This is a genomic window from Halomonas cupida (assembly GCF_900142755.1).
GTDB classification, from domain to species: domain Bacteria; phylum Pseudomonadota; class Gammaproteobacteria; order Pseudomonadales; family Halomonadaceae; genus Halomonas; species Halomonas cupida.
In genome coordinates this window covers 150,515-161,177 of record NZ_FRCA01000009.1, presented here as the reverse complement: position 1 = coordinate 161,177, position 10,663 = coordinate 150,515, and the positions used below count along the sequence as shown (strand labels likewise).

Annotated in this window: 14 protein-coding genes; 12 read left to right on the top strand and 2 right to left on the bottom strand. The window is 59.9% G+C overall.

Annotated elements, in window-relative coordinates; genetic code table 11:
• Window positions 1-18 precede the first annotated feature (18 nt).
• The 3 genes from BUE38_RS16115 (at window position 19) to BUE38_RS16105 (ending at window position 3,640) form a co-directional block, all read left to right on the top strand.
• Window positions 19-1,338, top strand: coding sequence for an MATE family efflux transporter (locus BUE38_RS16115; RefSeq protein WP_073436266.1), 1,320 nt, complete (start codon window positions 19-21; stop codon window positions 1,336-1,338).
• Window positions 1,339-1,461: 123 nt separating this feature from the next.
• On the top strand, window positions 1,462-3,117 hold the full coding sequence (locus tag BUE38_RS16110; protein WP_073436265.1) for a nitrite/sulfite reductase: 1,656 nt from the start codon (window positions 1,462-1,464) through the stop codon (window positions 3,115-3,117).
• On the top strand, window positions 3,107-3,640 hold the full coding sequence (locus BUE38_RS16105) for a DUF934 domain-containing protein (protein WP_143166366.1): 534 nt from the start codon (window positions 3,107-3,109) through the stop codon (window positions 3,638-3,640). Before BUE38_RS16110 ends, BUE38_RS16105 begins: the two co-directional genes overlap by 11 nt.
• Before the next feature lie 115 nt (window positions 3,641-3,755).
• On the opposite strand, the gene smrA is transcribed toward BUE38_RS16105, so the two are convergent.
• Window positions 3,756-4,349, bottom strand: coding sequence for a DNA endonuclease SmrA (gene smrA, locus BUE38_RS16100; RefSeq protein WP_073436264.1), 594 nt, complete (start codon window positions 4,347-4,349; stop codon window positions 3,756-3,758).
• Window positions 4,350-4,432: 83 nt separating this feature from the next.
• Window positions 4,433-4,792: a hypothetical protein gene (locus BUE38_RS16095; protein WP_073436263.1), complete on the bottom strand. Its 360-nt coding sequence runs from the start codon at window positions 4,790-4,792 to the stop codon at window positions 4,433-4,435.
• Between the two features lie 278 nt (window positions 4,793-5,070).
• On the opposite strand from BUE38_RS16095, the gene BUE38_RS16090 reads away from it, so the two are divergent.
• The 9 genes from BUE38_RS16090 to BUE38_RS16050 all read left to right on the top strand — a co-directional run bounded on the left by BUE38_RS16090 (window position 5,071) and on the right by BUE38_RS16050 (window position 10,660).
• On the top strand, window positions 5,071-5,643 hold the full coding sequence (locus tag BUE38_RS16090; protein WP_073436262.1) for an isochorismatase family protein: 573 nt from the start codon (window positions 5,071-5,073) through the stop codon (window positions 5,641-5,643).
• Between the two features lie 13 nt (window positions 5,644-5,656).
• On the top strand, window positions 5,657-6,640 hold the full coding sequence (locus BUE38_RS16085; protein WP_073436261.1) for a GlxA family transcriptional regulator: 984 nt from the start codon (window positions 5,657-5,659) through the stop codon (window positions 6,638-6,640).
• Complete coding sequence (locus BUE38_RS16080; protein WP_159438902.1) at window positions 6,637-7,074, top strand: gamma-glutamylcyclotransferase family protein; 438 nt, start codon at window positions 6,637-6,639, stop codon at window positions 7,072-7,074. The genes BUE38_RS16085 and BUE38_RS16080 overlap by 4 nt, the downstream gene beginning before the upstream one ends.
• A 148-nt stretch (window positions 7,075-7,222) precedes the next feature.
• A complete protein-coding gene (locus BUE38_RS16075) occupies window positions 7,223-7,573 on the top strand; it encodes an ArsC/Spx/MgsR family protein (RefSeq protein WP_073436259.1) in 351 nt (116 codons plus the stop codon).
• Window positions 7,574-7,713: 140 nt separating this feature from the next.
• On the top strand, window positions 7,714-8,337 hold the full coding sequence (gene wrbA / locus BUE38_RS16070; RefSeq protein ID WP_073436258.1) for an NAD(P)H:quinone oxidoreductase: 624 nt from the start codon (window positions 7,714-7,716) through the stop codon (window positions 8,335-8,337).
• Window positions 8,334-8,741 carry a DUF2069 domain-containing protein gene (locus tag BUE38_RS16065; RefSeq protein WP_073436257.1) on the top strand — a complete coding sequence of 136 codons (408 nt, stop codon included), beginning with the start codon at window positions 8,334-8,336 and terminating at the stop codon, window positions 8,739-8,741. Before wrbA ends, BUE38_RS16065 begins: the two co-directional genes overlap by 4 nt.
• A 128-nt stretch (window positions 8,742-8,869) precedes the next feature.
• Complete coding sequence (gene pdxH / locus BUE38_RS16060; protein WP_073436256.1) at window positions 8,870-9,511, top strand: pyridoxamine 5'-phosphate oxidase; 642 nt, start codon at window positions 8,870-8,872, stop codon at window positions 9,509-9,511.
• 208 nt (window positions 9,512-9,719) lie between these two features.
• A complete protein-coding gene (locus tag BUE38_RS16055) occupies window positions 9,720-9,932 on the top strand; it encodes a hypothetical protein (protein WP_073436255.1) in 213 nt (70 codons plus the stop codon).
• On the top strand, window positions 9,929-10,660 hold the full coding sequence (locus BUE38_RS16050; RefSeq protein ID WP_073436254.1) for a nucleotidyl transferase AbiEii/AbiGii toxin family protein: 732 nt from the start codon (window positions 9,929-9,931) through the stop codon (window positions 10,658-10,660). The genes BUE38_RS16055 and BUE38_RS16050 overlap by 4 nt, the downstream gene beginning before the upstream one ends.
• Window positions 10,661-10,663: the final 3 nt, after the last annotated feature.

Genomic DNA, 10,663 nt, shown 5'->3' with positions numbered 1-10,663 from the left:
ATCATCATCGGGGGTGCGATGCTGCCTGATTCGACACGGCGTCAGACCATCCTGCGTCTGGCGTTGCCGATCATGGCCGGCATGTTGACCCAGAGTCTGCTCAACCTGGTGGACGCCGCACTGGTTGGGCGCCTGGGTGCCGACGAGCTGGCCGCCGTGGGAATCGGTGGCTATGCCATGTTTCTGGTCTCGGCCACGGTATTCGGGCTCATGTCCGGCGTACAGGCGCAAGTCGCGCGTCGTCATGGAGAACAGGCACTGGATCGTCGCAGCGACCCCTTGCGTGCCGGTCTGACGATTGCCCTCGCCGTTGCCCTGCCACTTACCGCCCTCTGCCTCTGGCAGGCGCCGGCCCTGTTGTCATTGATCAATAGCGACCCCGGGATCAGCCATATTGCCGTTGATTACTTTCGCTGGAGGGTGATCTCGCTGCTGCCGATTGCGTTGATCTTCTGCTTCAGAGGCTACTGGAATGGCATCCAGGAAACCGGCATCTATCTGCGCATCATGCTGGTCATGCACCTGGTCAACCTGCTGGCCAGCATCGGACTGATCTTTGGTTTGTGGGGGCTGCCTGCCATGGGCGCCAGCGGTGCCGGGCTGGGCACGACACTATCGCTGGTGGCGGGCCTGCTGCTCTGGACGGCTGTCACTCATGGCCACCTCCCGGCTATCCGCGATTGGCCCGCCCCCCGTGATCTGCTGACCACCTTGCGGCTGGCGGTGCCGCACTCCTTCCAGCAACTGTGGTTCGCGGCCGGTTACGCTGTACTGTTCTGGATCCTCGGCCAGGTCAGCACCGCCAGCGTGGCGGTCGGCCATGTGCTGGTCAATCTGTCATTGTTGCTGATCCTGCCTGGCGTGGGTTTCGGCATGGCGGCGATGAGCCTGGTGGGTGAGGCTCTGGGCCGCGACGCTCCGGAAATTGCGCATCGCTGGGGCTGGGATGTGGTCCGCCTGACCTGGCTCTGCCTGGCCATCATGGCACTTCCCATGCTGATCCTTCCTGAACAGGTGCTGGGGCTTTTCCTGCATCAACCGGAGATGATCGAGATGGGCGTCCAGCCCCTGCGCCTGACCGCACTGATGATCGTCGTTGATGCTGCGGCCCTGGTATTCACTCAGGCACTACTGGGCGCAGGCGCCCAGCGCACCGTCATGACCCTGACCCTGTCGACTCAGTGGCTGATGTTTCTGCCGCTGGCCTGGTGGCTTGGCGTCCATCACGGATGGGGGCTGGTAGGCATATGGTGGTGTCAGTTAGGCTATCGCATGCTCAACTCGCTGGTCTTTGTGCTGATCTGGCAACGGCGGCGTTGGCAAACCGTGACAATCTAGAATGACTCCCTCTAATTACTTTTTGCGCGAAAACTATAAGCATTTATTCTTTTATAGAATAATGGCGAAAGAGTAAGGTAGCGGGCAACGTCCCGTCATTCTCATGCTGCAGGAAAGCGCTGAATGTACCGCTACGACAATCATGACCAGACCCTGGTCGAAGAACGCGTCGAACAGTTCCGTGACCAGATGCGTCGCTATCTTGAAGGCAAGATCAGCGATGAGGAGTTTCTGCCCCTGCGTGTGCAGAACGGCCTGTACGTGCAGCGGTACGCGCCCATGCTGCGTATCGCCATCCCCTATGGGATGCTGGCTTCCTACCAACTGCGCAAGCTCGGCGAGATCGCCGCGCGCTATGACCGTGGCTATGGCCACTTCACTACGCGCACCAATCTTCAGCTGAACTGGCCGAAACTGGAGGATGTACCGGATATTCTCGCCGAGCTGGCTACCGTGCAGATGCACGCCATCCAGACCAGCGGCAACGATATCCGCAACACCACCACTGACCAGTTCTCGGGGATTGCCGGTGATGAGGAAGTGGATCCGCGCCCCTGGTGCGAGCTGATCCGCCAGTGGTCGACGTTCCATCCGGAATTCTTCTACCTGCCGCGCAAGTTCAAGATTGCCGTCACTGGTGCCAGCGATGATCGCGCTGCCATCCAGGTACACGACGTGGGCCTGCGCCTGTGGCGTGATGACGCCGGCGAAGTCCGCGTCAAGGTGCTGGTAGGTGGCGGCCTCGGCCGCACGCCGATGATCGGCGAGACCATCTGTGAGGATCTCCCCTGGCAGCACCTGCTGACCTATCTCGAGGCGATCGTCCGGGTCTACAACCAGTTCGGTCGTCGCGACAACAAGTTCAAGGCGCGCATCAAGATCCTGACCAAGGCCCTGGGCGTTGACGAAATGCGTCGTCGTGTCGAGGAAGAGTGGGCGCACCTCAAGGATGGCCCTCAGACCCTCAACCAGCAGGCCATCGATGAAATGGCGTCTCACTTTGTCGAGCCACCGCGTCGCGAGATCGACGCCTCAGACATCGAGAGCTATGAAGCCCTGCGTCGTAACAACCGTGCCTTTGCCCGCTTCGTGACCAACAACGTCACCGACCACAAGGTCAGTGGATACAAGGCCGTTACCCTGTCCCTCAAGCGCAGCAGCCAATCACCGGGCGACGTGACCTCCGAGCAGATGGCAGCCATCGCGGACCTGGCCGACGATTACAGCTTCGGTGAGCTGCGGGTCACCCACGAGCAGAACCTGGTACTGACCGACGTTGCCGTCGACCAGATCGAGGAGTTGTGGCACAAACTCGACGAACTTGGGCTGGCCAATCCCACCGTGGGCACCCTTGCCGACCTGATCTGCTGCCCTGGCGGCGACTACTGTGCATTGGCCAACGCCAAGTCGATCCCGGTCGCCCAGGCGATCCAGGAGCGCTTTGAAAGTCTCGACTTCCTTTACGACCTCGGGCCGCTGGACCTCAATATTTCCGGTTGCATGAACGCCTGCGGTCATCACCATGTCGGTCACATCGGTATTCTCGGTGTCGACAAGAAGGGTGAGGAGTACTACCAGATCTCGCTTGGCGGCAGTCAGGGCAATGAAGCCTCGCTGGGCAAGATTCTCGGCCCCTCCTTCTTCCGCGAGGATGTTCCCGGTGTCATCGACAAGGTACTGCAGGTCTATGTCGGCGAGCGTCAGCCTGATGAGACCTTCATCGACACCTACCGTCGTATCGGCCTGAAGCCGTTCAAGGAGTTTGTGTATGCTGCCTGAGCAGACGTCCCCGCGCCCGCTGATCAAGGGCGGCCGCCAGATTGAGGATCAGTGGCTGCGCCACGACGATGAAACAGCGCCCGCCGAAGGCAAGGCCATTGTGCGCCTTGATGTCTGGCTGGCTTCCGATCGTCGCGATTCTCTGGCCCCCTGGCTGCCCAGTGACACCGAGTTGGACGCCGAGACCATCGCCGCCCTTCGCGAGGCGCCGCTGGTTGCCATCGATTTCCCGAAGTTCACTGATGGTCGTGGCTATTCCGTCGCGCGTGTGCTGCGTGAACGCCATGCCTTCACCGGCGAGATCCGCGCTCTGGGTGACGTACTGATCGATCAACTGGTCTACATGAAGCGCTGTGGCTTCGACGCCTGGTCACTGCGTGAGGACCAGATCGTCGAGGATGCCTTGAACGCCTTCAATGCCTTCAGCCGTCATTATCAGGTATCCATCGACAACCCCGAGCCGATGTTCCTGCGCCGCCAACGCGAGGCGTGTGCGCATCAGCCCGAGCCTGCGCTGGCCTGACAGGTCCCTTTGCTCGTAACAAGAACGCCGCCCTCGGGCGGCGTTCTTGTTGGTGGTGAAAAAGAACTCGTGGTGAAAAAAAGCTGGTGATGAAAAGAGCTGGTGGTGAACGAGCCTATCCCCTCCGCTTCTGCTGACGTTCACGATTGTTGGCACGCGCTCGTTCGCTCTTGCGCAACATCACCCAGGTCGCCCCCAGGCCACCATCACGCTCTTGAGCTGAAGCATAGGCCTGGACCTCATCCAGCAACGTCAACCATCTGGCCAGACAGGAGCGCAGCACATTGGGTGGGCTGTCGATTTCCCGGCCGCGACCATGGATGATCAGCACTGAACGCAGATCCGCGGCATAGGCATCACGGATGAAGGCGGGCAACTCGCGTCGGCACTCCTGCAGCGGACGACGCAGTAGATGAAGGCTGGCCTGCATCGGGTAGCCACCCTGCCGAAGGCGCTCGACAACTCCAGTCTGAATGCCGTCACGGCGATATTCCAGTGGATCGAAAGGCGGCACCAGATCGATGAACTCGTCCGATAAGGTGTCCAGCCCCTCCTCCCCCGCAAGCGCGTACTGTCGACGCACCAGTTGGGACTCACTGGGAGCGCTGCGGTGGTGGCCAACATCTGCCCGATTGCGCTCCTGCTTGAGGGGCCGTACATCGCCCATCAGTGCCCGGAAATCCACATCTTCATGACAACCCTGAGTCATGGGCACCTCCTCTCGCGATCAACAGGATCCCTTATCCTGGCAGGACTGATGACGAAACTGAACCATTTCACAGCGACCTTTCGTTACTCTTGATCCGGTGAATCCGGAGCGATCTTCCCCAGTCGTATCAGCCGCGCATGAATGGCGCCACGAGTACGTTGGTGACGATCAGCCAGGTCGTTCGGGCCAATGTCTTCCTCGAATGCCTGAACCAGCTGCAGGTCCTCTTCATCGCTCCAGGGAGCTCCAGCTCTCTCGGGTCGCGCGGCTCTTCGAGTCGAGCTGTTGCCCAACCGCTCCTGCAGCGCCATGCTGGCGACATACAGGGCGCGGACAATATCCGGGTGCTGCAACGTACTGTCGGCGGGTTGGATTTCTCCGGTGATCGGGTCCACGCCCGACGCCAGTGTGGTGATGATCTGCCATGCATTGTCCGTATCCATGCTCCCCTCCCTGGTAGCCGTAAATTCCATGCGAGCATTCTTCCACTGAAGCCTGGCCTGGCAATCCACCATGTCTACCTGCAGCTGTGCTGAGCCACTCCCACAGCTACAGATTGATGAAAGTCTCCCATGTACTTCCGATGATGGGATACCCAATGACCGTATGTCCGATAATGTCCGCACATTGTCCCGGCTGCCCCTGCAGAGCGGGCCCAGGGCGGCTTATCCTGCAAGGACATTCCAGGCTCATCGCCGGATTCCATGACGAGGGACACCGTATGAACACCGCACTACTGCTCATTGATGTGCAGCAATCCTTCACTCAACGAGATTACTGGGATCCTGCAGCGACAGCCCACTGGGAACGGGCACAACGCCGCTTGATCGATCTCGCTCAAGACCGTCAGATCCCTCTGGTGCGGATCTTTCACACCGAGCCTGACAGCGGCACACCCTTTGATCCTGCCAATGGCCTGATTCGTCCGCTTGACGGGTTCGATGATCCAGCGGAGACAACCTTCTACAAGACGGTGCACAATGCCTTCACCGGCACCGGGCTGGAAACCTGGCTGCACCAGCGGCGCATCACCAGGCTATGGATCAGTGGCATTCGCACGGAGCAGTGCTGCGAGACAACCACCCGAGTGGCCTCGGATCTTGGTTTTGTGGTGGATTTCGTCAGTGAAGCGACCCTGACATTCCCCATGTCCCGCGCGGGAACTGAGAGAAGTGCCGAGTGGAGTGCCGAGACCATAAGAGCGCGTACGGAGCTGGTGCTGGAACAACGCTTCGCACGTATCGTTGACGTGGCAACGCTGGAAGACGAGTCGCGGGCCGACTTGAGCACCTGAATCAGGAGATATCATGCCCGACCCGACGGCCAGGCAAGGCCCCATCAGCCGCATCGGCGTGCTGATGCTGCCGGGTCTGGTACCCCTTGACCTTGTCGGCCCCTGGCAGGTTCTGCACTGTGCAGCCCGCCTCAGCGGTCGTTATCACATTGACTACTTTGGCCCACAGGCCAGCCTGGAGTGGATGGGGCCTCTGCAGCTCCATGGTATCAAACCACTCCCGGAGGACGTCTCGGATCTCGAGCTGCTGGTGATCCCCGGCCAGTATCGCGACACCATCGAGGCCGGAGTACAACGCCAGGCCCTGGAGTGGCTGAGGTCTATTGGCCATCAAGCCAACACCATCATGTCGGTTTGCTCCGGCACCCTGTTACTGGCCGAAGCGGGGTTGCTTGATGGCCGACGCTGCACCAGCCATCATGAGTTGCTCGAACGCCTCAAGCAGCTCGCACCCGCCGCGCGCGTGCAGGAGGACTGCATCTTCACCGATGACGGTCGCTTTCTGACCAGCGCAGGCATCTCGACCGGCATTGACACCATGTTACATTGGCTTACACTCCACGGAGGTCATCAACTGGCCCTCTCCGTGGCGCGGGATATGGTGTTGTATCTGCGTCGCAGCGGTCATGAGCCACAGCTCGGCATCTGGCTGCGCGGCAGAAACCACGTCGATGCCCGTATACACCGTCTTCAGGATCAGTTGGCTCTTGCTCCGCAGCAGCAATGGACGCTGCCGTGCATGGCAGAACAGGCGGCACTGAGTGAACGTCACTTGAGACGACGTTTCCAGGCTCTGACAGGGATGTCGCCGGGGGATTACCTGGCGGCTCTCCGGCTTCATCTCGCCCGACAACTCATGAGCGAGACGTCCCTGGGCCTGGGAGACATTGCCGCACGTGTCGGTCTGGGGGACGATCGTCAGCTACGACGGCTCTGGTCACGCCATGAAGGTGGCTCACCCGGCCAATGGCGTCGACAACAGGGCCATACCTCATGACTACCCGATACCGGATGCTGACCCGTATCAGTCTGATTGTTCTGCTGCTCCTGTGCCTGACGGTCGGCGGGGCATGGCTGGTCTGGCGCAGCCCGCTCGGCTATGACCCTCCTGCCGACCTGCCTGAGGTCGGCGCCGGCCCCCACCAGGTCTTCGTCTATGGAACATTGCGCTCCCCGGTGGTGAGATGGCTGGTGACCACCGACTACCTGGAGTCGACTCCTGCGGTGCTCGAGGACTACCGTCGCGATGGCCTTGATGTCGATACGGCACCCGGCCACCAGGTGGAAGGTGAACTGCTGAGCGTTGACCGCGAGACCCTCCTGGAACTGGATCGCTATGAACGTCTCGGCGTGCGCTATCGCAGGGTTCCCGTCAAGTTGCAGGACGGGCAGCAAGTCTGGCTATACCAGCGGCTTTCCGACCAGGATTGATCCTGCCGCTCATCCTGAATGAGCAGACTCCCACCACAAGTCCCTGGCTTGTTGTTAACGACTGTCGTTGCCTGTTGTCATGGACTGTTGTTATGGCCAGGTGCGGGCCCTAGAATAACGCTGTATAGACGATATTCAGGAACCCCTCATGAAGCCCATCATTCTTCTCCACAACCCACGCTGCTCCAAATCACGTGAAGCTCTGGCACTGCTCGAGGCGGCTGGTGCCGAGGTTCAGGTAAGACGTTATCTGGATGAGCCGTTGAATGGAGAAGAGCTGCGCGCGCTGGCATCACGACTCGAGGGCGATATCAGTCAACTGGTGCGCAGCAGCGAGACCGAGTGGAAGACACTGGGAGCCGACAGCCACAATGTCGACCAGGTCATCGATGCCATCGTCGCGCACCCACGTATCATGCAGCGTCCGATTGCCGACGACGGACAGAGGGCTGTCATCGGCCGACCGCCCGAGAATATCCAATCGCTGCTGGACGCCTGAAGCAATCCGCTGAAGCCCATGGTTGAAGACCGGTTGTCTCGAGAGAACCTGACTGACAGGCCCTCTCCTTTCCGTCTCCCTGCCTTCCAGCATGGGCACGTCTTTCACGGACACTACTTTCACGGACTCAAGGAATCTCAATGTCTGACCGCCGCCCCTATATTCTGGTGCTCTATTATTCCCGCCAGGGCGCCACACGTGCGCTGGCGGAGAGGATTGCCGCCGGCATCACTTCCGTTGGCGGGGTTGACGCTCGACTCCGCACTGTCCCGCCGGTCTCACCGACCTGCGAGGCCGTCGACCCGGAGGTGCCTGCCGAAGGCGCGGTCTACGCCAGCCTGGACGACCTGCGTAACGCCAGCGGCCTGGCGCTGGGCAGCCCGACGCGTTTCGGCAATATGGCGGCGCCTCTCAAGCACTTCATCGACTCAACCAGCGAACTATGGCTGAACGGTGCCTTGATCGACAAGCCTGCCACTGCCTTCACCTCCACATCCAGCCTGCACGGTGGTCAGGAAACAACTCTGGTATCGATGCTGCTGCCCATGCTGCACCATGGCATGGTCTATGCCGGGCTGCCCTACAGCGAAACCGCTCTGACGCGCACTCAGGGCGGCGGCACCCCTTATGGAGTGAGCCATCTGGCCGGCACACGAAGCGACCGGCCGGTCGATGGCGATGAAAGCGAACTGGCGACCGCTCAGGGTATTCGCCTGGCACGCCTGACGCTGGCGCTGGAAAGCATGCGGGAGTCTCGAGGATGAGGGCCTGGCTCGAGGATTTCGAACGCCGCAAGGGACTCGACAATCTGGTTCATCAGTCACGGCGATTGGTATTGATCAGCTTCAGTCTACTGATGTTGTTGATGGTCTATCGTGGGCTGGCCATCGACTCCAGCAATGCACGCTTTGGACCACTGATAGCGTTTGTGCTGCCACTGGTGCTGTTCCTTCCGTCGATTCTGGTTCGCCGCCCCCGCGGTCACGCCTGGCTGGCCTTCGTCAGTCTGCTGTATTTTGCCCAGGGCGTGATGGTGGCCACGCTACCCGGCCAGGGTTGGCGAGGCATTCTCGAAGCCCTGGTGTCGTTGGCGCTGTTCACCGGCTGTATGGGCTACGCCCGCTTTCGTTCGCGTCAGATGCGTGCCCCGGATCACCGAGTGGACTGAATGCTGCCTTCTTTCCCCCCGGTCATCTGCGTCAACTATGCTGTTGATCCCGGTTGTTGACCGCATCGGCATCGACTCAATCACTATCAAGTCAACCATCAACCCCATCGAACCAGACGGAGAACCACATGACCCGAGATATCGCTGACATCAGGCGCGACTATGAAGGCGGCAGCCTCGACGAGTCCCGGGTCCCAGCAGACCCACTGACGATGTTCGATGAGTGGTTTGCACTGGCCCGGGCCACCGATCCGGATGATGCCAATGCCATGACTCTGGCCACCGTCGACAGCCAGGGCTTTCCCCATGCGCGGGTGGTACTGCTCAAGGGCTTCGACCAGCGAGGCATGGTGTTCTTCACCAACTACAACAGCCACAAGGGCAGTGAGCTGGCCAATGTGCCTCAGGCGGCGCTGACCTTCTGGTGGCCGCAACTGGCGCGTCAGGTAAGGATCGAAGGGAGTGTCGAGCAGGTCTCCGAGGCCGAGTCCGACGAGTACTTTGCCAGCCGTCCGCGAGGTAGCCAGTTGGGCGCGTGGATTGCCACCCAGAGTGTGGTCATTCCCGACCGCAACTGGATCGAAGAGCGACAGCAACGCTTCGAGCAGGCCTATGAGGGCCAGGAAATTCCGCGCCCTGTGCACTGGGGCGGTTACCGGGTCAAACCCGAGATGATCGAATTCTGGCAGGGTCAGCCCAGCCGTCTGCATGATCGCGTGCGTTATCAATTGCGCGATCGCAATTGGGAGGTCGTGCGTCTCGCCCCCTGATCACCCAGCCTATGCAACAACCACCGCCAGTCCCGATCATATGGCTGGCGGTGATTGCGTTACCTTGTCCTGAGCGGAACCTTGTCGAGCGCGAGCTGTCATAGTTTGCAGTAACATCTCATTATCAGGGCATTTTTGACGATGCACCGGCTACAGACTATTCTCAGGCCTGTAACAGGCTCAAGCCTCCTGACCACTGGTTGTCTCCATGCACACAGCGTTGATCAATCGACACGACTATCCTGAACTCGATGCCATTCTCTGGGATCGGGCCGAGGATCGTGTTGATCCGCAGGTTGCCTTTCGCCTTTATGAAGAAAGGTGGCGTTTCGTGGCACAGGACCAACTGGGAGACAGGGAACGAGCACTGATCGACAGGCTCGTTCGGGTCTACGGTCATGGCCATATGCTCGTGGCATGATGTTCACTCGCCTCCACCATCAGGCCATCGGTGAGATTCTCACACAATTCGATGCCGATTTTCTCCGCCAGAATCATATCCTCTTCGGCGGAGGCACACGTATTGCGCTTGAACTCGACGAGTTTAGAGAGTCTGTTGATATCGACCTGTTCTGTATCGGTCGCTCCGCCTATCGAGCTGCTCGCCAGGCCGTGACCAACACCAGTCTCGGCCCGTTACTTCGCCCCGGACATACAGTGCGCCTATATCGGGAGAGGGAGATTCGCGCGGACCGCGATGCCATTCGCACACTCCTTGATGGCCCCCACCGCCCCATCAAGCTCGAAATCATCAACTTTGCCAATGATCAGTTGCTTCCCGACATGGAGCAGGGCCTATTCCCCATCCCCTGCGTCAATCAGGAAGGGTGCTTTGCAACAAAGTTGACCGCCAATGCCGACAGATATCGCAACCATATCAAGGACATTCTGGATCTCTGCATGATGCGCAACAAGTGGGGACCCATTCCTCAGGCCGCATGGAACATCGCCTGCGACGAGTACGGTGAACGCGTTATTGCAACAGCACTTGGCGAAGCTCTCCAGACTTTGAGCTATCATCATCAGTCCAGTCTGGAGCATGCCGTGGAATCACTGCATATGTCCGAAGATACCGCCCGCAGTCTTATCGAACGCCAGGCACCAGAGTGGTTGCATGAGCTCACCAGAGCCGGGATAACCAACCAGTAGCCA

What these genes read in the sequence shown, in the direction of transcription:
- BUE38_RS16115 (WP_073436266.1), top strand. Translation starts at nt 19, where the DNA reads ATGCTGCCTGATTCGACACGGCGTCAGACCATCCTGCGTCTGGCGTTG.
- BUE38_RS16110 (WP_073436265.1), top strand. Translation starts at nt 1,462, where the DNA reads ATGTACCGCTACGACAATCATGACCAGACCCTGGTCGAAGAACGCGTC.
- BUE38_RS16105 (WP_143166366.1), top strand. Translation starts at nt 3,107, where the DNA reads ATGCTGCCTGAGCAGACGTCCCCGCGCCCGCTGATCAAGGGCGGCCGC.
- smrA (WP_073436264.1), bottom strand. Translation starts at nt 4,349, where the DNA reads ATGACTCAGGGTTGTCATGAAGATGTGGATTTCCGGGCACTGATGGGC.
- BUE38_RS16095 (WP_073436263.1), bottom strand. Translation starts at nt 4,792, where the DNA reads ATGGATACGGACAATGCATGGCAGATCATCACCACACTGGCGTCGGGC.
- BUE38_RS16090 (WP_073436262.1), top strand. Translation starts at nt 5,071, where the DNA reads ATGAACACCGCACTACTGCTCATTGATGTGCAGCAATCCTTCACTCAA.
- BUE38_RS16085 (WP_073436261.1), top strand. Translation starts at nt 5,657, where the DNA reads ATGCCCGACCCGACGGCCAGGCAAGGCCCCATCAGCCGCATCGGCGTG.
- BUE38_RS16080 (WP_159438902.1), top strand. Translation starts at nt 6,637, where the DNA reads ATGACTACCCGATACCGGATGCTGACCCGTATCAGTCTGATTGTTCTG.
- BUE38_RS16075 (WP_073436259.1), top strand. Translation starts at nt 7,223, where the DNA reads ATGAAGCCCATCATTCTTCTCCACAACCCACGCTGCTCCAAATCACGT.
- wrbA (WP_073436258.1), top strand. Translation starts at nt 7,714, where the DNA reads ATGTCTGACCGCCGCCCCTATATTCTGGTGCTCTATTATTCCCGCCAG.
- BUE38_RS16065 (WP_073436257.1), top strand. Translation starts at nt 8,334, where the DNA reads ATGAGGGCCTGGCTCGAGGATTTCGAACGCCGCAAGGGACTCGACAAT.
- pdxH (WP_073436256.1), top strand. Translation starts at nt 8,870, where the DNA reads ATGACCCGAGATATCGCTGACATCAGGCGCGACTATGAAGGCGGCAGC.
- BUE38_RS16055 (WP_073436255.1), top strand. Translation starts at nt 9,720, where the DNA reads ATGCACACAGCGTTGATCAATCGACACGACTATCCTGAACTCGATGCC.
- BUE38_RS16050 (WP_073436254.1), top strand. Translation starts at nt 9,929, where the DNA reads ATGATGTTCACTCGCCTCCACCATCAGGCCATCGGTGAGATTCTCACA.